Below are 20938 nucleotides of genomic sequence, written 5' to 3' on the forward strand. Positions count from 1 at the left end.
GCCAAGCCCCGCCACCGACAACGGCGTCTCCTGCGAATAGCGGTCGTTCTGCAACGCCAACTGCCGGTTCGCCAGCCCCTTGCCGGTGATGTCCAGCGGCAACAGCGCCTCACGCCTGCGCATCTCATAATCCTGGTCCTGCTGCGCCCGCTGCTCGCGGTTCATCGTCAGCAAATCCTGCAACGCCAACCGCTGCCCATTGGCAAACCCACCCAACGCCAACCCATTCATTTCAGCAACCCATCAGGCGCAATGGCCTGGATAACAATAGACGCGACATATAGCATCAGGATACAAGCCAAAAACCACAGCAACGGCTTCAATTCCCTAATCATTCTCAACAAATCCCTGCCTGTCACAGACAAGCGAAAGTTGCTATCATCATTCATGCAGTATCCCCTTCGAACGTTACTGCAAACAAAAAGCCCGGCCAGATTCACGCCTGACCGGGCTTTGCCTTTTCAGGGCGCCCTACACCCCAAACATTGCGCCAAAGTTGTTCCCGCCACCACCGCCAAAGCCGCCATTGCCACCACTGCCAAACGACAGCAAATTGCCGAAAACGGAAGTGTTTGGCATCGGCGACGGGTTGCGGTACTGCTGCACAAGGTTCTGCGCATAGCCCTGCATCCCGCCCGGAATGCCCGCCCAAAACAGTTCACTGCCTGCCGTCTGCCCTGCCGCCTGCGCCTGCTGGCCATAACTGTTGCCCACCCCGGCCATGCCCGCCGCCGCGCCCGACATCATCCCAGACCCACGGTTCACCAGCCCGGCACCGTAATCCACCTGTTGGTTCCTGCGGTTCCAATTCATGTCAAGCGCCTGCTGTCTGGCCTGGTTCTGCGCCGCCACCCGGCTGCCCGACAAAGCCAAGGCATCCTGCCCCTGCATCGCCAGCCAGCGCCCATCCGCAGGCGACACCCCGGCACGCTCCAGGTTGCGCTGCGCCGAACCCAGCGCCAGCGCCTGGTTCCTGACAACGCCAGCATCCGCCACGGAAGCGTAATAATTCGGGTCAACGCCAGCCCGTGCCGCCTGAAGCTGTGAAAGCGCCAGCGGCTCATAATTCGCCGTGTACTGGTCAAAGAAATGCTGGCCCATGTCGGCCTGCTGGTTGTAAAGGCGCGCCTGCGCCGCCAGCATCGCATCCTGCTGCGCACTGGCCTTGTTGGCTTGCGCCGTGGACTGTGCGCCATCGACCAGGCCGCCCACCGCAGCCCCAACCCCCGGCATCCCAAAAGCCGACCCAACCAGCCCACCAATCGCCGAAAAAAGCCCCATGGCCAGCCCCTCACATCAGCCAGACGGCTGCGCCACCAATGGCCAGCCCACGGAAAAACGCACAACACGGGCAACCGTCAGTGCCAACGGTCGCAAACTGGAAAAACCCATACAAATGGTTGTGCAGCCAGGAATCATTTCCCATCCTGCACGGGCTTATCTTGCCGGGCAGGCTTCGTAACAATGCAAACATAAGGCACCCCGCCTTTAATGACAGTGATAGGGAAAACCTCGGCAGGCCGGGAAAACAGGGCGGCATTGCAGCCACCCCGCTTCCCGCTGCATTTCGCTTCAGGTTTCATGCTGTGGCCCCTTGGTTAAGCCGGTTGATGATCTCGGCCTGTTGGCCTTGGATATTCTTGGCGATGGCGGCCAGTGTGGCCACATCGCCAAGCAAATTGTTGTGCTCCCCCGCCAATTGCAGGATCGCCGCCCGGTTCGCATTCGCCAGGGCTGAAATGCTGGCCGCATCCGCCGCCGTTGAGTCAGGCGGCAGTGTGAAATTGACTGCCGCCGCCTGTAGGGCAGCGTTGCCGGAAGAACGCAGCGGCAGCTTCGCCGCCTGTTGCGATGGTTGCGTTTGCGCAGTGGTTGCAGCCGCGCCATCAGGCAGCAGCCCAAACAGCGCAATCTGGTTCGCCCGCAGCGCTTGCAGGATTTGGCGCAGGTAAGCATCCGCCACCAGCGCCGGGTCAGGGATTGCAACCTGCTTCATCACATCACCACATGCCCATCCGTCACCACCACACGATGCACCGCAAACAGGCTTTCAACACCCACCCGCCAATGCTTTGAGCGCGGCACGACAGGCAAATAAAACGGCTCATCATCTTCCGTGTCATAACGGAACACCTCCCGCCCATCCGCCCACAGCTTGAGCGTGACCGGGTGGCTTTCCGCCTCAACCTTTGCCCGCACAAACGACACGGGACGCTGGTATTGGGTTTCCCCAGACAGCCAATCCATAACGGCCTTCATGCCCTGCCCATGCTTCCACAGCCGCCCATCCCCTGCCGTCCACAAAGTGTCTGTATCGGTGTCCATCCAAAGGGCAGTGGGGAAATTGCTTTCCGTCGTCAGGATGTCATCACCACCCCGCATATGCAGCACAAAATGCACCAGCCCGGAAACCACATGCAGCCGTCCCTTATGCCACCCTGACCGCATGGCCTGCGGCGAATGCCCCCGCCACTGCTCCGGCGTAATCAATTCCTCAGTGAACACCTCAGCCGACCCAGCCCGCACCACCACAAAGCCATTGGCTGACGCATACCCAACCCCATAAACCCCCATGTCCACGATGGAAAGCGCCGACAGGCAAGGCTCATACGCCCCCACCTTCGTCGCCGTCATCGCATCAGGCGAATAGCCCGTCACGATATAAGGGTGCTTCGTGGTCACCACCACCAGCGAGTTTTCAAACGCCCCGCAGATCCCCACAATGTCGCCATCTATTTTCGTCAGGGTATACTCAGCAGGCCACGCATGGGGCTGGTTCACCTCCGAAAACCACAACACATTCCCAACGAACCCGGCCATGAACCCGTTCGGCATCCCCACAATGCCCTGCAAGCCATCCGGCGGCGCAAGCCAACTGGCCGAAGGCAACACCTCGCCCAGTTCAGTGTCCAGCTTGTTGTCGGTGTAACTTGCCTGCGTATCCGGGAATTCAGCCACAAAGCGGTATTGCCCGCCGCTGTCCGTCCGGTACAGCCTGACCCTGTCCACATTGCCATGCGGTGACGGCACAAACCCCGACACCGCCACATCGTTGCCAGCCTCCACCAGCACCAGATCAGACGCATCCGACGGCTGCGACTCCTCGCCCCACGCCGTCACATACGTATAAGCATACGCCCGCGTCAGGCTGGCACTGCTGGCCGCCGAATACGACAACTTCAACGCCATCAGCGACGGGTTGGCCTTCCCGTCATCATAGGCCGTGTCCGTACCCGAACTGCGGTCAAACAGCGAAGCAATCACCTGGTTGCCGTTCAGGTACAGGTCAGAGTTGCCCGCCCGGTAAGTGTTGCTGCTGTACGCAATGCCCAGCAGCTCCCCACCCTTCGACACCTCCACCGACACCCCGAATTCCGATTCAGCAGGCGCAGCAGTTCGCGCAAACGGAACGAAGGCATACTCCTTCCCGGCATCCACCACGGCAGGCACAATGCTGGCCTTGTCATACATCCCACCGTCAGCCCCTTCATAGAAGCCCGCAAAGCGGTAGGTGTAAGCGCCATAGTCAGTAGCCGACGCTGCCACGACGGGCGGGAATGCAGGCTTCACAATCCCAAGCTGGTAAGCCACGCCATCGCAGCCGCGCACCATCGGCGCACCATGCCCCGCAATATAAAGCCGCCCCCCCGTGTCGCCCGGCATCACCCGCTGCGCAAAGTACACCTTCCCCGGATATTGCAGCCACTGGCCGCAATGCCGGTAAATCGACTGGGTGCCCGCCAGCACCGCAACGCCCGCATCCAACGGCAAGCGTGACGGTTCAACATCCCCATGCAGCAGATAGGCATTCTCGGCGATGGTAGCCATCGAATCCCGCAGCAGGCGCGGCGAAGTCCGTGGGCTTAACCCATTGAATGCCCGCAGGTCGAAACCGTCCGCCATCTCAGAACGTCAACTGGATGACGTTGCCGGTCGCATTCCAGGGGTTCTCGCAGGGGTTGTCAGTCCCTGCCGCACAGATTTCGCGCGTCTTCACCCCATCCTTGATCGCGGACGCCAGCATTTGCGCCGTGGCAGGCTCGTAATACACCAGGTCCCCCATGCGGAAATCCATCTGCAAGCGGTAGCACTGGTCATTGGTGCGCTCCACCCCCCACTTGTCGCCGTTGGTGTTGACCACCTTCAGCACCTCCTTGTAAACGCCATTGCAACCCGTCGCAGGCCTGACCAGCGTCACAAAGAAATAGTCGCCGCTATCCGGCTGCACCGACGGGAAACAGGTGGTCCCGGCAACAATGATGAGGTTTTCGTTGGCATAGAAATCCGCCCGCAGCTTCGTCTGCGCCGGGTCAGAAACAAGCACCTTGCCCATGTCTAAAACTCCTTGGCACAGCCGCAGCCGTGCTTATGATGGTGGCCATGTGGGTGGCACCCACAACCCGGCACGCTATGCAGCGTGCCGCCATGGTGGTGATGGTGCGCCGCGCACGCCTCGCCACCCGGCAACCCGTAATGCAGCACCACATCATGGTGGTGCACCTCCGGGTAAGCGGGCAGCACATGGCAGTGTTCCGGGCTCATGGTGGACGTGGTGGACAGGCAGCATCATCGTATGCGGCAAACGGTGGCCAGGCCGGAACCCACAACCCTGCACAACTTTCAAAACACGCGGCCTGCACTCCACAAGCGCGTAATGGTTAAATGTCTGCATTGAATATCCCCAAAAATGTCAGGCGTCGCCCAACTCAAACAAGACCAACCCATCCACCGGCATTTCCGCCCCGTGGAAGAGCAAGATGATTTGCGCCTCATACAGCCCATCAGGCCAAGCGTCAGTGCAAGGCGTCTCCAGCAGCACCGCCTGCTCCCCGAACATCAGCGTCGCGTCAAGGTCAAGCGGGAAACGTTGCGCCACCACCTCACCCCGGCAACCGCAAGCCGGGAAATGCTGCACAACATCGCCATGACGGCCATCCCCGCACGGCTGCAACCAGCCACGCGGCGCAATGCGCACCCTGGCCGCCATCCCCTCCAGCAGGTCAACATCCCCCAGGCAAAACACCGTCTGCGGCTCCACAAACCGCAGCCCCTCATTGATCACACCCATCTCAACCCCCGCATCCGTGGCATATCCTCACCCCCCTGCAACCTGCCCATTGCCGCCCTGTCCGCCACCAGCAGCGCCTTCGCCGCCTGATACAACGCCAGGAATGACCCCGCCAGCGCCGGGTTGCTCCAGCGCTGCTGCGGCACCAGCAACAAACGCGACAACGCAAAGTTGACCACCGCATCCTGCAAGTTTTGCGGCGCATCCAGCAGCCCACTGGCCGCCACCTGCACTTCAAGCGCCAGCTCAAGCCCGCTTTCATCCGGCGCATCCAGCAAGCGGACACCACAGCCAGATTCCCGGTACGCCACCACCCGCCCATCCAGGCGCACCCACAGCACCCCGGCCACCGCCCGCCCGGCAGGCGCATCAACCGGGTATTCAGCCTGCCCGGCCCGCGTCATCAGCCTGCGCGTGTGCGAATCAAGACCCGCATCGCCCGCCACCGTGCGCAACGCCTGCTCAAGGTATTGCCGCGCCAGCAATGTCGGGCACTCCGGCGCATGCACCAGCACCTCATCCAGCGCCAACTCCAGCCAGCCGCTCATGCCGACCTCTGCCGGTCGTAATGGGTCACGGCTGGCGGCTTGTCCCGCCCGCCCGCCGCCCTGATGCCAACCTTCTGTGCAAACGACTGCGCAAACACCGCCGCCACATTGGCATTGTCGGCATATTCCGCATCCTTCGCATAAGCCGCCGACACCACATAATCCACCAGCGCCGACCGGTACGAATCCGGCACCACCAGCCTGTCCCCCATGCCGCCGACCTCTGGCTGGAACACCGACACATAAGCCAGCACCTGCACCCCCTGGCGCGGCCACGGGTACACATAAAAATCCGTCCCAACCGCATCATCCAGCCAGTAATCCCACACCTCGCGCGAATCCCGGTAAGGCGCATACAGCGCAGACACAGAATGCAGCGCATGCCGGTCAGCCCGGTTGATGCGCCTGCCCGCCGTGCCATCAGCCTGCACATTGCACTCCAGCCGCAACAACTGGCGCACCCCATCCGGCACCACCTGCCGGTTGGCGCCCACCAGCACCAAGGCGCGGTGTTCCGCCGCATCCTCAGGCCGCGCATCGCCGACCGCATCCACGCCATCCTGCAACCACTGCAACAGCTCGGCGTCCGGCCAACGCTGCGGGCTTGTCCCATCCCGCAGCGTCACCCTCACACGGGCCAGCACATCACCCGCCAGCACGCTTTTTCCCCGCCGGTTTCACCGCATCCTCCGGCACCGCCCCAGGCGCAGCGCCCGCCACCACCGCCACATCATCAGGCGCTTCGGCATCAGCAGGCACCACAAACAGCTCCGCCCCTTTCGGCAAAGCCATCCCCGGCGAAAACCCATGCACCACCCCATTGGCCGCCCGCACCCAAGTGCCAGGCGGAAACGCATCACCAGCAGCCATGCTCAACCCCCACCGAAGCGTGAACCCATCGGCGTCACATCCGCCAGCCACAACGCCACGCCCAGGATCCCCTCATTGGCATCCGCCCCAAACGTCACATAGACCGGCGTGCCCACCGTGATGAACTCACGCACATCCTTGAAGCCCTTCACATTCCGGCCAACGGACAGGTCAGAACTGAAATACCTGTCCGGGTCAGCCTCCGTCCCCACCATGAACGGCACAGGCGTGGCGGAAGGCACCTCCACAATGAACGACGCCCAATCGATGAAATGACCCGGCATCAGCAAGGTCTCCGTCAACTGGAACCTCTCCCCCGCCTTCGCCGGGTGCTTGCAGAAATTCCGCACCCAATCCGCCCGCCCCGCAATCGTCCCGTAAGCCGGGATCGGCGGGTCACACGCAAACTGGCAAGGGTCACTTTGGCAACAACTCATATCTAAAACCTCTCAAAAAAAGGCCGGGCATGTCCCGGCCAAACTTGCTCCCAACAAGCAAACAATCAGGTGTCAGCCCTTGGCCACACGCGCCAAGGCCAAATATTCCGGGTTCGTCACCATCCAGTCATACACTTGCAGGCCCCGGTAAATGTCCCCGAACGTCTCCTGTGAGCGCAACTTGCTCTCCGTCTTGGTCAACTGGGTGGCAAACGTGATGGCCGAGGTATGCCCCGCCACAATGTCAAACACGCGGCTGCCGCCCACATCGTAGTTGCGCACCAAGTTGGACATATAGACCTCCATGCCGTCGATCATGCCAATCTTGCCATTGCGCAACGGCGACTTGCTTTCACCCATCGCCGACGCATCCTGAAAACGCGGGTGCTTCAGCACCAAGTTCTTCAGCCACTGCGGGATCACCACAAACAGGTTGCCGCCGTCGTTCGGCACATCGCGCTCCTCCAGCGTGCTCATCAGGTCGATCAGCACATTGATCGCCGAGTTGTCGCAATCATTGCCGCCACACGACAGCACCAGCGGGTTGTAGCCGCCCACGCCCGCCCCGCCCAGGTCATAAGCGCCCGACACAGCGCCCGCCGCACACCCCTGGTTGCACGGGTCAACATGGAACGGCAAATCACACAGCAACTCCGTGTCGATGCGCTTGGCGCCGGAATGGGAAGACTTCTTGATAGCCTTCATCGGCAACGACTTCTCAGCCCGCTGCGCCATGTCAACGTCATCATCCACGAACATGAAATAATGGGCGCGGTCCACATCCATCACCACCGGCTCACTTTCCAGCTTGCCGGTCAGCTCCAGCTTCTGCCCCTTGTGGTATTTCGCCCACTGGATGTCAGGCACACGCGGGATGAACACCTTATCCCCCTTCTGCCTGATCTCCCCCTCAAAATCCGTGTTGGTGATGGAAGACGCCACCGTCAGCGTATAAAATTCATGCAGCCACTTGCCGCTCCACACCTCGGGGATATAGCCGCTGGCCTTCTGGTCTTGAAAGCCCGGCGCGCGTTGTACAGTCATGCTAAAAACCTCTCAAAAAACGTCAGGCAACCCCCAGATGCCGTTCCGACAAGCTGATAAGGCGCTCAATATTGCCCCACTTGTCCCACATCTCAGGGTTGCGGTACTTGCCGCGCCGGAAATCGGCGCGGTGCTTCTCAATCTGTTGCACCGTCAGATACTGCGGCGTTGCAGGCTGGGTTGCCCCGGCGCGGCTACGCCCCGGCGACACCTGGCTTTGCACAGACTGCTGGCGCGACTGGCTGGCTTGTGCCTCCGCCTTAAAGCGCTGCACCATGCCAATCAGCCGCCCAGCCTGCATGTTCGCCTTTGCCTGCACCATCAGGTCATAGCGGGAAACCCCGCTTGCACCGTCCATCTGCCCAGCCCACGAGCGGAACCCATCACTGTTGATCACAGCGTCGTAATCTTCGATGGCGTCGTAAACGTCCGCCTCAAACGCAGCCGCCCGCATCTCCGCAAACTGCCGCGCCTGCCCGTCACCGTTATCCGGCGGCTTGGGCGTCTTGTCCGGCTCAGGCTTTTGTGGTGGCGCAAAATACTGGTCAAACGCCGCCAGCGTGTCCTCATCCAGCAATTCGGTCAGGCGGGAACGCGCAGCACTGCGCCGCCCATCCTCTTCCGCCTTCGCCCGGTTTGCCGCCTCACGCCGTGACATGGCCTGCTCAATCTGCTGCTCCATGCCCGCCTGCAACTGCTCCACCTGCCTGCGCAACTGTGCATTCTCAGCGGCCAACGCCCGCAGCCTGCCTGCCTCCACATTCGCCTTGTGTTCCCAGCCATCCGGCTTGCCGTCCGGCTTGTCCACCGTCACGGCACTGCCCTGCTGGCTGTCGCCACCCTCCTGATTGCCGCCCTCACCGTCCCGAGCGTCCGCGAAGCCATGCCCGCCATCGGGCTGGGGTTCACCATCGAATTCGGGCAAAGCAACCTCATCGCCATCAACCGGCAATTCCTGCGCTTCTTGCTGCAAGGCCAACCCTTCAAACAACTTGTCAGCGTCACTGTTCGCGTCAATGACGCGCTGTGGGATTCCACTCATGTCCAACACCTCATGTAAGCCCGCCGTGCGGGAGTTACACCAACCAACGCAAGCCATTTCCTACCGGCACACCGGCCAGATCAGAGGGAATTGCGCACCAAAGAGCCATCCGGGAAGCCATGCACCCGCGCAAGTGCTGGGGTTCCCATGCCTGGCATAAAAAAAGCCCACTGTCGCCAGTGGGCTTTCGCTATGCCTTCCAACATTACCAATCAACCTTCCCTGACCATCCGTCCAGCCTCCTCCAGCAGCCCCAGAATCCGCCGGTGCCGCCTGCACTCCCCCTGCTGCCTGCGCAACTCAAGCTCATGCTCATTCACCATCAGCACCTGCCTGCTGGACTCCTCAAGCTGGCCAAGCATTTCCCGGAACACGGCAAAATCGTCCGTCTGCGCCAGCCGGTACAGCGCGTGCGCTTCCTGCTGGTTCACTGCAACACCCCGAACCACGCCTGTGCGGCCTTCTGCTGCCCGCTCCAAGACAAATGGCAACGGTCAGCATGGAACATCCGGTCAGCCAACGGCGCAGCAAGGTCGGTATCCGCCCCACGCCGCAAATTCAGTTCAGGGTATTCGCCCACAATGCCAACCTGTGCAGCCCGCACCCCATCACCCTGCCCGAAATCATCACCACACAGCGACGTGACCCCGACATAAAACGGCGCGTTGCTGTACTGGCGCACATCCCTGATGACATTCAGCAGCTTGCCCTTGTAATCCGCCTCGCCACTGCCAGCGTCACTCTCGCCCTGCATCCATACGATATGCGTGTACTGCCTGCCGCCCGCGAACGCCTCCGGTATCAGGTCATAGCACGGCTGCTCCTCGCCCCAGTATTTGGTTGCCGCCGTCCAGTCAGCGCGGCTCCAGCACTCAACCGTCGAGCCGCCCCGGCTGATGTTCGTAAACGTCACCGTACCGGCCTTGCCAGCCATCACCAGTGCATCCCCGACCAGCCCCCAGATAGAACCCTCGCCCCACTCCCATGTGGTTGTGCCGCGTATCGGGTCTGCGTAAGGCTGCGTGTACCCCAAATATTCAGCGTACACGCGCCCGGTAACTGTCTGCGTGCGCCTTTCTGCGTGGCTCCCCGCGTTGCTTTGCCCGATCACCAGCACGCGCCAATCGTCAGGCTTAACCGCTGGCGCACTGGCATAGATCACCTTCCCCGCTGGCTGCTGGAAGCACCCAGCCACCAGCACAGCAAACAACGGCAGTGGAAAGCGCATCAAGAACGGCGCACAACGCGCATATTGACAGCGCCAGAGAAGGAACCGCCAGGCGCACCGTGGAACAGCTTCACAGAAAGCTTGTCCCCCGCATTAAAGAAGTTTCCGATGTTGCTGATAACCAGGGGATGAGCAGCCGGAAATGGCGAAGCGGCAATAGGGCCTGCGAAATTGACATTGTAGCCCTCAGTAACATTCGTGCCATTAATGAGGAGTTGCAGCGCCGTACCCAACCAGTCAGCCTGGGCTGCGCCAGCCCATGTTAGTGCTGATCCAGGGTTAATCTGCACAACGATGTCGTATACACCAGGAGCCCCAATGGAAAACTCAGTGCCACTAGTAGAGCCGCCGATGTCGTTCTGGTACTCAGTCAGGTTGACAGCCTTCCAGCCAGTACCTGAATAGCTAACCGCCTCAGCAACAACAGCCGAAGGGCTGCCCGCTTGCAGCATCCACCTTGACCCATCCCAAACCATGACGCAGTTTTTTGGGTGCGGCGCGGCAGTGGCGCCGCCAGTCTTCCACATATCCCCCACCTTGACCTTGGCCGGGTCAGGAGGCGCGTCACTGGAAAAAGTGGTCGGGGTTGTGCCAGTGGCGCCAGACCCACCCGCCGAAACATCCGTCCAGCCAGCGCCGCCAAGCACCGGGTCGGCCATGCCATTGCCGCCAGCCCCAACTGCATAGATTTTGCCGTTGCCGCCCAGCACGCGCGCCCCCACCGGCATCACCTGCCCAGCCGCCGCGAACAGGTCGCGGATGGTCTGCCAGTTGCCCAGCGGCGCACCGGCATAGATGCCGCAAGCCAAATAGTTTTCAATCGGGTGCACCACGAACTCATCATCCGTGGTTTTTTTCAGGGGGTTGTAAGTGCGTGCGCCGGTCAGGAAATCATCCAGCGGCTTGATTTTGTCGATTGCCATGTGTTTGTCACCTTAAATTGTTGCGTCACGGGAAGCCGTGGAAAAGCCCAGATGTGCGTCAGCCTGGTACGGTGGCCGGTCAGCCTTGACCCCGCACGGGATGTCCAGATACCAGCAGATTTTCAGGAAGCAGCCGCCCATCGAATACAGGCGGAAATCGGCCAGGTCGTCCAGCCCAAACCCAATCGGGTTCAGCAATGGCGCATTCGTGCCGAGATGGTCAAAGTTTGTCGCCCCATTCAGCGACACGACGTAATCGCCCTTCACTGGCGTGAAAACCACATAGCGGGCTTTCTGCCCAGTGTTCGGGTCAACCGGGATATTCACCGTGCACTCGCCTTCCGCCCCGACCACCGCAAACTCGCAGTAATCATGCAAGGTGAACGCCCGCGTCATGACAGGCTTGGCCACTGGCGGAGGCGCCACCGGCGCAACCACGCAGCCATGGGAATGATAAGGGTGCATGCCAGCCTCCTCAGAATGTCAGTTGAATGAATTGGTGCGCGGTCAGCGTCAGGTTCACCCAGTTCGTGCCGTTGTCCGTGGCCGGGTCAACAGCCGGGTTGCCGACCAGGCGATACAGCGAGCCATCAGACCCAACCACAATCGTACCCACCGGCATGGCCTTACCCGCCGCATCCAGCGCCGCCTTCACCTTCGCCCAATCGCCCGCCACGCCGCCGGTATTGACCGCCTGGAAAATCTGCGTAATGGCGGGGGCCACTGGCGTCCAGTTCGCGCCATTGTCCGTGGCCGGGTCAGCGTCAGGGTTAGCGCCGGTCAGCCGGTACAGCACACCATCCGAGCCGATCACCACAGCCCCTGCCGGAATCTTGCGGCCAATCGCCGCATAAGCATCTCTCGCCTTCTGCCAGTCACCGAGAGGGGCGCCAGCCTTCGCCGCCCCCTCCATCCCCGCAATCGGCGACGCCGACAGGTTCACCCAGTTCGACCCGCTGTCCGTGGCCGGGTCAACATTGTCATCCCCAATGAGCTTGTAGATGTTGCCGTCAGACCCGATGACCCGCGTACCGGGCGGCATATGTTCATTGTCCGCCGCAAACAGCAGGCGCACGGTTTCCCAGTCCCCCGCAATGCCGCCGAGTGAGACGGTGCCCTTCAGGGCAACCAGTTGCGGGCTGGCCGTGATCGACTGCTTGCACGAGTTGACACCCGCCAGCCGGTCGTTGACAGCATCAAGCCGCGCCCCTGTGCCTGGGGCGCAGGAGCCAATGGAGCAATCAGCCATGATGAAACCTCAAGTAAATCCAAACTATTTCGCAGGCAACAGCCCGAAAGCCGCCCGCATCGCATCCAGTGGCCCGAATGCCACCAGCACCAAAATGACCAGGAAAATGGAAAGCACCCACAGGATCGCAGTGACCACCGTCTGTTGTTTTTCAGTGACCGACTCAAGCGATTTCAAGCCCATCTTCAAGTCATCCATATCCTGCCGCTGCCGGTTCTGCCGCTCCTCGACGAGCGCCAGCCGGGTGGCGTTGTCCGCCTCTGCCATAGATGTTCCCCTGTTTCAGAATTACCCAGGCAAGCCATAGCGTTCAGTCACCGCCATTGTTTCCCTGTCGCGTATGGCTGCAAAGTGCGCCATCAGCTTTTCATATTGTTCTTTCTGTTCTTCGAATTGTTCAGCCGCAATGGCCATGTTGTCGGCATACACCTGCTGGATGCGGGCGATTTCCTCATCACGGCGCACCCTCTGGTATTCAAGTTCTGTCTGGCTCATTTGCTGCCCCCGCTGAATATTCCAGAAATGAATGTTGTCGCCCGTTGCCTGCCATAGATGGCTCCAGCCCCAATTGCGCCAACAATGATGTTTTCAGCGATGTCGCGGTACTCCGGCGAAATCTCCACGCCATACTTGACCGCCAGCCAAGAGGCTATCCCACCGACAACAACCTTCGTCACCATGCTTGATGCCAACGGCTTTGCATTGGCTGCCTTGTAAGCCTTAGCCATCCTCGCCTGTTCGCGCTCTGCTTTCCATGCCAGGAAATCGGGGTCTTGCAGGACGGTATCAGCCTCCGGTTGCCGGATTGGTGTAGCCACTGCGGCAGCCACATAAACCGGAGCGCCATCGGCAAACTCTCCAGCCTGTTCACTTCCTGCCGACTCGTTCCAAGGCTCGCGCTTCTTCTCCCCAAACACAGCCAACTCCCATGAAGTCTCGTAATCCAGCCCGGAAGACTGGGCATTGCCAAACCGCGCCCGCGCCTCATCCAGCGCCCTGCCAACATCATCGGCAGCCATAGATGCGGAATTCCCCGCCTTGCCGTCATAGGCCGACTTGCCGGTGTCAGGATGCGCAAGACTTGCCCACTCCAGCGCCATGGCAATTTGTGCCTTCTTCCTGTCGCCGGATTTCCCCTCGATATAGAGCTGCACATCCCGCCGCTTCCGGCGCAGCAGGTGCCATGCAAACAGGAAGTCCTGCAATTCCTGGCTAAAAGCTGCATCCAGCGGTGGCTTCAGGTCATCGACAGCCCCAACCATTGTTTTTGGGACAATCTGGTATCCTCCAACAGCAAAGAACCTGTCAGGATTCCCAATGGGAAGCGCCTGCCTGCCCATGACATCACGCAGTGTCATGGCTGAAAAATCCTCTGTCGTCGCGCTGTTCACATTTCCCCTGTTCAGCGCGTTGTAGCCCATCTTCCCTGACTCGGCCTTTCTAACCATGTCGGCCAAAATCATTCTCTATTACCCATGTTCCCTATAAAAAAGCCCTCACGAGGAGGGCTGTTCACTTGCTTTTTTTGTGGTGCCAATCCATGCACACCTGCGCCAGCCGGTCGGTGTCAATGACCGGAGCTGGGCAGGAAACATCCGTAGCAGCTCCGGCCATTGCGCGGGCTTCAGTGCTGGCGGTGGTGGCCATGGCATGCCAAGCCAACAGCCCGCCAAACAGTGCGCCAGCCATGAACACGGCCAACACAAACACGGCGGAAGGCCGCGCCTTGCAGCACAGCAACTCCGCTATGGCCGTCTCCACATCGGTTTTCATGCTCAAACAGGCGCATCGGCGTAGTGGTCGACCATCGCCTGGAGCACCCGCATGCTGGCCTGGATGTCCCCGTAGTAGGCGTCAATGTCAGCCTGCGGGACACCCGCCGCCAACAGCTTGGTGCGCAAGCCTGAACAGGCGCTCAACGCCACATAATTGCCGATGCGGTCAAGGCCAGCCTGCGCCTGCGCCGGGCTGATGCCCGTAGCGTCCGTGTGCAGCTTGATCTCATTGACCGGCGGCACATCCGTCGGGCATGGGTCACAAAGTATCGACGCCAGTGCGTCGTCCATCGTCACGGCTGGCTGGGCAATGACGCTGTACCACTCCGTGACCGAATCAAAGTCCAGCAGGCCATCGGCCATCATCGCCGTCAATTCGGCCTCGATGTCCGGCAGCGCATGGCTGTAGGGCATCGCCTGCATCGTGGCCAGCAAGTCAATTCGGCTCGCACGGTCGCCAACGGCTTCCAGGAAGCCCAAGATGTCATTACGTATTGTCATCCCAAAATCTCCAAAAAAATTAAAGTCAAATTTCCCGCAGGCTCAACATTGGCGCCATCTCCGACAGCTCCAATGCGCGCCCAACCACGTCGCCGTTGTGCAGCTGGCACGTCACCACATCCCCCGCCGCCAGCGGCACAATGGCTGTGCACTCCTCAATGTTGCGGGTGCTGACATTGCCTGACGCCGCCACCCGTGTGCCGTTCACAGCAATTGCCGTGAACCGGGCCAAAGCCAATGACCCCAGGATGAAACCGCCAAGGGCCTTCACTTCATACAGGCCATCACCGCCGGGCTGCACCACCACGCCGCCGCCGGAAGCGGCCAGTTTCAAGCCCCGCGCCACGGAAACGGTGTCCATGGGGCAGGCCGCCCAACCGGCAGGCTGCGTGTAGGCCGTGTTGCGCCGCAACACAATGGCCGACATCACCTGCCTCAAGACCGGCTCGTAGATGACCGGGGCGGCAATGCGGCGTGTGCCTGCCGCACTGGAGCTGGCGAACACATAAGGCTTGATGGCCAGTGCCGCAGGCGCGGCAGTGCGCACAAAGTCAAATGCCAGTGTCAGCACCGTGCTGGCCGCATCATAGCTGTACGTCAAATTGCTGGCGCTGATCGTGGCCGCCGAGGATGTCTGGAAGGCTGCGGTTTTCGCCGTGTGGTTGATTGTCGCCAGCACCCGGTCTGTTGGGCCATTTGAATGGACGCCGATGGAACTTGTCTCTGACGACCCATCCAGCTTGATCTGGAACATGAGCCGGTAGGCCCTGTTCAGCCTGATGCTCCCGCTGTATGCCGTTGTTTCAGGGGACTCATTGGCGCCCGTGCTGTCGTCCGTCACAGCGTAGAACGGGTTATATGCCCCGCTTGTGCCGTCGGCAGCCACAGTTGCCCCGTTCAATGTCCATGCCGAAATGTCCGGCAACGGGTTGATCATGTCGTACCCGACCGCCCCGGCCAGCGCCACGGCATCGAACACGCCGCCATAGGATGCCGGGACAATTCCGGGCGTGGATGCCTTGGCGTCAATCCCGTCGGCGACGTTCGCCAGCCACCCCACGGTCTTGTCCGCCACATCGGCAGCCCCAACACAAACCTCAATGTTGTCAGCGTCAACGGCATAGAACAGCTTCTGCACCAGCCCGGTTGTCGGCGCTGGCGTGACCACCGCGCCCGCCGTTGCTTGGCTCAAGTAGTAGCTTTTCCCCACCGTGTAGCCATGCGCCGCCTTACGGACACGGCCCGTCGCCAACACAGAGCCGTCGGACAGCAACAGGCCGTCCGCAACTGTCCCCAATGCATTGGCCCGTGCCGCTGTGTTGCCTGCGCCGTACACAGGGAGGATGGATGCCGTCACGGCAGGGATGACGCCCTGCACCTCAAAACGCTGCGCGGCGGGGTTCCACACATGGCCAACGCCGAGTGTCCCCGGCGTCATGACAGTTTTTTCAGTTGCCATCTCAGCACCCTCCGGCGTTATGGCGCGCCCGTGCTGGAGCCGTACATCAACACGTTCCCGGCCATGTCCTTAAGCACAACATCGTGCGTCAAGGTGTTGATGTCCGCAGGCACAACCTCCAGGCCGCTGCCCGCGTCTGTGATGCCGCCAGCAGCCTTTGTCTTGACCATCGCCGACAGCTTGTTGCCCGCCGTGCCGTCGCCCGAGAACGCAATGCTCGTGCTGTCCTGCGTGCTGGTCTTCGCCAGCTCCATCAGGTTGATGGTCTTGCTCCCGCCGTCATTCAACGCCAACGTCAGCACCATGCTGGCCGCGTCGTAGTCTGTCCCAGCGGTGTCCAAATGCACGTCGTTGACACCGGCGGGGACAGCCTTTACCGTCCCGCCATACTGGGTGAACTTGTAAACCGGGTTGGCTGGGTCAGTGGCTGTGTCCAACGTCACGTCTGTGAAGAATGGGTTGAGCAACGGCCCCGACAAATTCACCTTGTTGTTGGTCGTGGTGTCGAAATGGGTTGCGTTGAAGTCGCTTGGCGCGACGACAGTCTTCAATGTAGGCATGTAAATTTCCCCTTAAGCTGGAATGCCGATGTACAGTGTGTTGCCCGCCATGTCCTGCACCCGCACCGCGCTTGGGTTTGCAGCCATGGCCGTGAAAAGGTTGCTGATGTTGGCCGGGTCTGACGTGTCGAAGCCGCCCGCCCCAGGGTCTCCCTTATCGCCTTTGTCGCCCTTTGCCCCATCCGGACCGGTCGCGCCGGCGTCCCCCTTGTCGCCCTTGTCACCCTTGTCGCCTTTCGCCCCCTGGACTCCGCCAACGGCATTGAAAGGCGTTGACAGGGCGGGCATGGAATCGCGTGTCAGCGTGAGTGTCCTGGTGCTGGAATTGTAGGTAAGCTCCAGCGGCGTCCCCTTGGGGTAACCGGAGCCGCCCCGCCCGAATGGAATTGTTCCGCAAGACATAGATAACGTCCTCAGAATGTCAGAATTGGTTGAACCCATGCCCGCCAGCCGGTTGCCCATCCGGCAACAACTCAGGCGGCATAGCCTGTTGTGGTTGCTGCATCTGCTGCATCTGCTGCATCTGCATTTGCTGCTCTTGCGCCGCCATCCGCTGCTGCATCTCCTGACGGCTAGGCACAATCCTGTCGCCGGGCATATCCAGCCCCTTGACCATCTCGCGCAGCAATTCCGCCCTACCCTCAACGCCAATGATCTGCATATCCACAGGGTTGGCCGTCGAAGCCAGGAACTCACCCCGACGCAACTGCAACTGTTCCTTCACCACCAGCGCAGCAGCACCACGCGGCTTGATCGTAATATCGCCTTTCACGGAATCATCATCGTGATACAGCATGTTCCAGACGAACTGCGCATACAGCACCGGCTCAATAATGTCGATGTCGATGTTATAGATAATCGAGCGGATGCCCTTGGCCGCAGCCCCCATCAGCATCGAAAGCCCCGAAGCCGTCTTGCCAGCGCCGCCCGCATTCGCAATCCCCTGAGAGTATGCAGGAACGCCCGTCAACTCATCCGCCAGCGTCTTGAAATGGTTCAGCACCCCCAGCAGCTCCCCCGAATTCGAATTCGGCTGGAAAAACTGGATAGGGTTGGAACTCCCGCCCGCATCATTCGGCTTGAAATGCCAAACCTTCCACGGGTACATCAGGTCATTCTGGTCTTCCCGCCTCACCCGGCCATCATCAATCGCCACCTGCGGCCCCGACGCCATCCCCATGTTGTTAACCAGGTTGCGCGCCGAAGCGTTGGAAATGTCCTGGCAATCCGTCATCAGCTCCGGGATCGACTGATGCCAAAACTGGTCATTCATTTTCACCGCGCCCGTGTGGTAATAAGGCCGCAAGCCGAGCGGATGTTCATTGAGCCTCGCCTTGATCACATGCTCCCCGACCAGCCACACCTCCGCCTCATGCCAGCGCCCCGCCTCGATGTCGCCAGTCCATCCCCAGTCAATCAACCACTGGCCTTTCACCTGGCCGAAAAACTGCAACGCGTCAATCTCGCTGGCTGGCCCACCCGACAGCGTGGTGTCATTCTCAAATTCCGACCGCTGCAACGCCTGCACATCATCCGACACATCCAGCCACTTGAAGCTGCCGCCGTCAAACTCATCCAGCACCGACCGCAGCGCCGCATCATCAAACCCGTCCACCCCCAGCAACAACTCAATGTCACCCGGCTGCAAATGGTGGTGCTCAATCACATACGCCGCCCGCTGGCAATCCACCGCCCCCGGCGACGGGTACAAATCAAACGGTGAAACCCGCTCAAAGAACATGCCAACCCGCTCATCCGGCACCGGCCTAAAATCCCTTCCCCACGTCATGCGCCTGCTGTTGCGCAGCACCGGCGCCTTCATGATGCCCGCCTTAAGCGTCACCACATCCGCGATGATCGCGCCCAACGCATTACGGAAGCCGCCCTCAACCTGTTGGTCTTCACACAGTTTTTCCATGCACCCTGCCCGCTCCTCTGCATCCTCCTGCAAAGCAGCCCGCACAGCATCACGCAAACCGTCCTCATCCTGCGCGCCCATGCCATTCTGCACCGCCGTCGCCAACACCATCATTTCCAGCTCATCCGGCAAATCAGGGATCGGTGTAGCGTCCATCGTCCACGGCTTATCACCGGCAGGCAGCAGCACATCCCGAATCCAGCTCTCCGCCCCCCGGCACTTGCTGTCCGTCAGCTTCAGGAACAAATCAGAAAGCCCCTGCTTGCGGATCACCGCCAGCTTGTCAGGCGCGTACTCACCCCGCCGCTGGCGCAAGTTGTCCAGCATCTGCTGCTCAACCAGCCGCTTGGCGTCCTTCGCCTCCGCGTAGCACTTGCGCACATGCGCCGCCAAGTCCGACAGCGCCGACACTTGCTTGCCCTCTTCCAGTCCCGCACCGTCAACCACAGAACCACCCGGCACCCGCGCATCCATCACGACCACGCACCCCGTGCCATTCCAGCATCAACCGGGCGGCGGAAAGCAACCACATCATCCCGCGCCACCGGAAACGCAAACGTCAGCGCCAGCGCATCCCCAAGATCAGGCGACCGCCCCAAACGCTTGCTCAACTCTTCCTTCCCCTCAAGCTTCAACCTGCCGCTGCTGTCATAACCGAACTCTGGCGCGGTCAAATCACCATGCAACTCATCACTGTCTGGAATGTTCACAGGCTGATCCTGCACCCACCCATTCATAAGCCCCCACATCTCAGCCCGCTTGTTCGTGTACGAAGTCGAATTGCTGGCGCGCTGCGCAAACTGAACGCCCGTCACCAGATCAGAAAACCCCAGCTCCCGCACCCGGTCAACGATGCCAGCACCCAGCCCGCCAACATCCACAAAAACCTTCTTCGGCGCGTGCAGCCTCACCCACTCCAGCAGCTTGCCAACGACCTCCATCGTATCCAGATGCTGGAATTTCTCCATCGCGACAACCTCGCGCCCACGCCGCAACACAAATGCAGTCGAATCCTTGCCGAACCGCGCCGGGTCAACGCCCAATATCAGCGGTGCGGACTCATCCCGTGAAGCACATGACCTCGCCGCCATCACATGCACCGCCTTGATCAGGCTCTTGCTGTCCGAAACCTGGAACGCCTCCACAACCGTGCACGGGTACTCCTGCCGGAACGAATGGGTTCCATCCGTCCCACCGACAGACAATTCAGCAATCTTTCTGCGTCTCCACGCAAGCTGCCCATCGTTAAGCTGGTAAAGGCCCACAAGTTCGGACTCCTCCCCCGACCTTCTGAACCCTTCCCCCGGCCCCACCCAGTATTCAGGCTGCCAAAACCACGGCACAAACACCAACTGGTAATCTGTCTCGCCCGCCTGGGCAGCCATGCACTGCTGATAAAAGTAATTGCCTATCCCGTTTGCCGTCGACTCAAGGATAACCTCTGTCCCAGGCTGGTCAGGGATAGCCTGCATGATCCCCTTTGCGTGCTCATCCGCGTGCGGCCAGAATGCCACCTCGGAACCATGGAAAACTGGATAGTGCTGGAACGCCCGACCCCCTTGTTCCCGGCAGTGCCAACCTTATAGCCGGAATCCAGCTTGCCGAAGATCAACTCCCGCGCATTGCTGGCATCAGCCGATGGCCTCATCACCTCAAGGTTGCATTCATGGAATCTCGCCACCATATCGAACAGGTTATTGGTCGCCTCGTTCTCATGCGTCAGGATGAAAGCCCTAACCCCACGCCGATGGGTCACGCGCCAGTAAAAACGCGCCTCGGCATACGTGGAAACGCCCTGCTGCCGCCCCTTCAGCACCAGCGCCCGCACCTTGCCAGTGCGCTGAAGCTGACCCTCAAGCTGTGAATGCAGATGCCGCTGCGCCTCGTTCGGAACAAACGGCCTGATAGCGCCCGCCTTCGTCCTGATCTTCAGGCAATGTTCCGCAAACAGGAAAAAATCCTCAGCGAACCTTTTCCGCAGTGCCATCTCCCGATCCTGCATCATCCACCCTCGGGGACAAGCTTCTCCATCAGCTCCAACCACTCCTCATGGCCCCTGCTCACCGTTGCATCAATTTCCTGCCTTGGCTTTCCCGTCCCACGATCCAGCACTTCCCGCGCCGCCAGGATACGGATGTTGTCCGGCTTCTTCGGGTTCTGCGCGATCTTCACCAGGATGTTAATCATTGACGCGCTGTGTGTGGCCGCAATCTCCCTGACCTGCCTCTTTTTCTCATCCACGGAGCCTTTCGGCCTGCCAGCGCCGCTACGCGCACCACCACGCGCCATGCCAACCCACCCCAACAAAACAGCGAA

The 20938-nt window shown here is 60.7% G+C and carries 32 protein-coding genes; 1 reads left to right on the top strand and 31 read right to left on the bottom strand.

Features of this window, described 5'->3' with window-relative positions; all coding sequences use genetic code 11:
* From VSS37_RS03655 to VSS37_RS03665, 3 genes are all read right to left on the bottom strand, one after another.
* A partial coding sequence (locus VSS37_RS03655) for a hypothetical protein (protein ID WP_324693303.1) occupies positions 1-231 on the bottom strand: 231 nt, incomplete at its 3' end.
* Complete coding sequence (locus tag VSS37_RS03660; RefSeq protein ID WP_324693304.1) at positions 228-389, bottom strand: hypothetical protein; 162 nt, start codon at positions 387-389, stop codon at positions 228-230. The genes VSS37_RS03660 and VSS37_RS03655, both read right to left, overlap by 4 nt.
* A gap of 82 nt (positions 390-471) precedes the next feature.
* Positions 472-1281: a hypothetical protein gene (locus tag VSS37_RS03665; protein WP_324693305.1), complete on the bottom strand. Its 810-nt coding sequence runs from the start codon at positions 1279-1281 to the stop codon at positions 472-474.
* Between VSS37_RS03665 and VSS37_RS03670 the strand changes: the two genes are divergently transcribed.
* Positions 1280-1462: a hypothetical protein gene (locus VSS37_RS03670; RefSeq protein ID WP_324693306.1), complete on the top strand. Its 183-nt coding sequence runs from the start codon at positions 1280-1282 to the stop codon at positions 1460-1462. The genes VSS37_RS03665 and VSS37_RS03670 overlap by 2 nt on opposite strands.
* Positions 1463-1579: 117 nt before the next feature.
* Here the strand turns inward: VSS37_RS03670 and VSS37_RS03675 are convergent, their stop codons facing one another.
* The 28 genes from VSS37_RS03675 to VSS37_RS03810 all read right to left on the bottom strand — a co-directional run bounded on the left by VSS37_RS03675 (position 1580) and on the right by VSS37_RS03810 (position 20911).
* Positions 1580-1996 (bottom strand): hypothetical protein, encoded by a 417-nt coding sequence (locus VSS37_RS03675; protein ID WP_324693307.1) that lies wholly within the window; start codon positions 1994-1996, stop codon positions 1580-1582.
* A complete protein-coding gene (locus tag VSS37_RS03680; RefSeq protein WP_324693308.1) occupies positions 1996-3903 on the bottom strand; it encodes a hypothetical protein in 1908 nt (635 codons plus the stop codon). The genes VSS37_RS03675 and VSS37_RS03680 overlap by 1 nt, the downstream gene beginning before the upstream one ends.
* A 1-nt stretch (position 3904) precedes the next feature.
* Entirely contained in the window at positions 3905-4333 is a 429-nt protein-coding gene (locus VSS37_RS03685) for a hypothetical protein (protein WP_324693309.1), read from the bottom strand.
* A gap of 2 nt (positions 4334-4335) precedes the next feature.
* Positions 4336-4542 carry a hypothetical protein gene (locus VSS37_RS03690; RefSeq protein ID WP_324693310.1) on the bottom strand — a complete coding sequence of 69 codons (207 nt, stop codon included), beginning with the start codon at positions 4540-4542 and terminating at the stop codon, positions 4336-4338.
* A 148-nt stretch (positions 4543-4690) separates the two neighbouring features.
* Positions 4691-5068, bottom strand: a complete 378-nt coding sequence (locus VSS37_RS03695) for a hypothetical protein (RefSeq protein ID WP_324693311.1) — start codon at positions 5066-5068, stop codon at positions 4691-4693.
* A complete protein-coding gene (locus tag VSS37_RS03700; protein ID WP_324693312.1) occupies positions 5059-5616 on the bottom strand; it encodes a hypothetical protein in 558 nt (185 codons plus the stop codon). The genes VSS37_RS03695 and VSS37_RS03700 overlap by 10 nt, the downstream gene beginning before the upstream one ends.
* On the bottom strand, positions 5613-6275 hold the full coding sequence (locus VSS37_RS03705) for a phage adaptor protein (protein ID WP_324693313.1): 663 nt from the start codon (positions 6273-6275) through the stop codon (positions 5613-5615). Before VSS37_RS03705 ends, VSS37_RS03700 begins: the two co-directional genes overlap by 4 nt.
* On the bottom strand, positions 6262-6486 hold the full coding sequence (locus VSS37_RS03710) for a hypothetical protein (protein ID WP_324693314.1): 225 nt from the start codon (positions 6484-6486) through the stop codon (positions 6262-6264). Before VSS37_RS03710 ends, VSS37_RS03705 begins: the two co-directional genes overlap by 14 nt.
* Positions 6487-6488: 2 nt before the next feature.
* Positions 6489-6923 (bottom strand): hypothetical protein, encoded by a 435-nt coding sequence (locus VSS37_RS03715; RefSeq protein WP_324693315.1) that lies wholly within the window; start codon positions 6921-6923, stop codon positions 6489-6491.
* A gap of 72 nt (positions 6924-6995) precedes the next feature.
* Positions 6996-7967 carry a hypothetical protein gene (locus VSS37_RS03720; RefSeq protein ID WP_324693316.1) on the bottom strand — a complete coding sequence of 324 codons (972 nt, stop codon included), beginning with the start codon at positions 7965-7967 and terminating at the stop codon, positions 6996-6998.
* Between the two features lie 22 nt (positions 7968-7989).
* Positions 7990-9009 carry a hypothetical protein gene (locus tag VSS37_RS03725; protein WP_324693317.1) on the bottom strand — a complete coding sequence of 340 codons (1020 nt, stop codon included), beginning with the start codon at positions 9007-9009 and terminating at the stop codon, positions 7990-7992.
* A gap of 212 nt (positions 9010-9221) precedes the next feature.
* A complete protein-coding gene (locus tag VSS37_RS03730) occupies positions 9222-9440 on the bottom strand; it encodes a hypothetical protein (protein WP_324693318.1) in 219 nt (72 codons plus the stop codon).
* The gene (locus VSS37_RS03735) at positions 9437-10237 is read right to left on the bottom strand and encodes a sialate O-acetylesterase (RefSeq protein ID WP_324693319.1); all 801 of its coding nucleotides are present in this window, start codon (positions 10235-10237) and stop codon (positions 9437-9439) included. Before VSS37_RS03735 ends, VSS37_RS03730 begins: the two co-directional genes overlap by 4 nt.
* A complete protein-coding gene (locus tag VSS37_RS03740) occupies positions 10237-11160 on the bottom strand; it encodes a hypothetical protein (RefSeq protein ID WP_324693321.1) in 924 nt (307 codons plus the stop codon). Before VSS37_RS03740 ends, VSS37_RS03735 begins: the two co-directional genes overlap by 1 nt.
* A 12-nt stretch (positions 11161-11172) precedes the next feature.
* On the bottom strand, positions 11173-11625 hold the full coding sequence (locus VSS37_RS03745; RefSeq protein WP_324693322.1) for a hypothetical protein: 453 nt from the start codon (positions 11623-11625) through the stop codon (positions 11173-11175).
* 10 nt (positions 11626-11635) lie between these two features.
* Positions 11636-12409: a hypothetical protein gene (locus VSS37_RS03750; protein WP_324693323.1), complete on the bottom strand. Its 774-nt coding sequence runs from the start codon at positions 12407-12409 to the stop codon at positions 11636-11638.
* Between the two features lie 24 nt (positions 12410-12433).
* Positions 12434-12676 carry a hypothetical protein gene (locus VSS37_RS03755; protein ID WP_324693324.1) on the bottom strand — a complete coding sequence of 81 codons (243 nt, stop codon included), beginning with the start codon at positions 12674-12676 and terminating at the stop codon, positions 12434-12436.
* A gap of 21 nt (positions 12677-12697) precedes the next feature.
* Positions 12698-12904 carry a hypothetical protein gene (locus VSS37_RS03760; RefSeq protein ID WP_324693325.1) on the bottom strand — a complete coding sequence of 69 codons (207 nt, stop codon included), beginning with the start codon at positions 12902-12904 and terminating at the stop codon, positions 12698-12700.
* Positions 12901-13767 (bottom strand): lysozyme family protein, encoded by an 867-nt coding sequence (locus VSS37_RS03765; protein WP_324693327.1) that lies wholly within the window; start codon positions 13765-13767, stop codon positions 12901-12903. Before VSS37_RS03765 ends, VSS37_RS03760 begins: the two co-directional genes overlap by 4 nt.
* 154 nt (positions 13768-13921) lie before the next feature.
* Entirely contained in the window at positions 13922-14188 is a 267-nt protein-coding gene (locus VSS37_RS03770) for a hypothetical protein (RefSeq protein WP_324693329.1), read from the bottom strand.
* Complete coding sequence (locus VSS37_RS03775; RefSeq protein ID WP_324693330.1) at positions 14185-14685, bottom strand: hypothetical protein; 501 nt, start codon at positions 14683-14685, stop codon at positions 14185-14187. Before VSS37_RS03775 ends, VSS37_RS03770 begins: the two co-directional genes overlap by 4 nt.
* Before the next feature lie 25 nt (positions 14686-14710).
* Positions 14711-16144, bottom strand: coding sequence for a hypothetical protein (locus tag VSS37_RS03780; protein WP_324693331.1), 1434 nt, complete (start codon positions 16142-16144; stop codon positions 14711-14713).
* Between the two features lie 17 nt (positions 16145-16161).
* Positions 16162-16704, bottom strand: a complete 543-nt coding sequence (locus VSS37_RS03785) for a hypothetical protein (RefSeq protein WP_324693332.1) — start codon at positions 16702-16704, stop codon at positions 16162-16164.
* 12 nt (positions 16705-16716) lie between these two features.
* Positions 16717-17106 carry a hypothetical protein gene (locus tag VSS37_RS03790; RefSeq protein ID WP_324693333.1) on the bottom strand — a complete coding sequence of 130 codons (390 nt, stop codon included), beginning with the start codon at positions 17104-17106 and terminating at the stop codon, positions 16717-16719.
* Positions 17107-17125: 19 nt separating this feature from the next.
* Positions 17126-19096, bottom strand: a complete 1971-nt coding sequence (locus VSS37_RS03795) for a portal protein (RefSeq protein WP_445971472.1) — start codon at positions 19094-19096, stop codon at positions 17126-17128.
* A complete protein-coding gene (locus VSS37_RS03800; protein ID WP_324693335.1) occupies positions 19096-20007 on the bottom strand; it encodes a hypothetical protein in 912 nt (303 codons plus the stop codon). Before VSS37_RS03800 ends, VSS37_RS03795 begins: the two co-directional genes overlap by 1 nt.
* A 23-nt stretch (positions 20008-20030) precedes the next feature.
* Positions 20031-20609 carry a hypothetical protein gene (locus VSS37_RS03805; protein WP_324693336.1) on the bottom strand — a complete coding sequence of 193 codons (579 nt, stop codon included), beginning with the start codon at positions 20607-20609 and terminating at the stop codon, positions 20031-20033.
* Positions 20610-20623: 14 nt separating this feature from the next.
* Positions 20624-20911: a hypothetical protein gene (locus VSS37_RS03810; RefSeq protein ID WP_324693337.1), complete on the bottom strand. Its 288-nt coding sequence runs from the start codon at positions 20909-20911 to the stop codon at positions 20624-20626.
* Positions 20912-20938 lie beyond the last annotated feature (27 nt).

Origin of the sequence: Candidatus Thiothrix phosphatis (assembly GCF_035668035.1) — a bacterium.
Taxonomy (GTDB): Bacteria; Pseudomonadota; Gammaproteobacteria; order Thiotrichales; family Thiotrichaceae; genus Thiothrix; species Thiothrix phosphatis.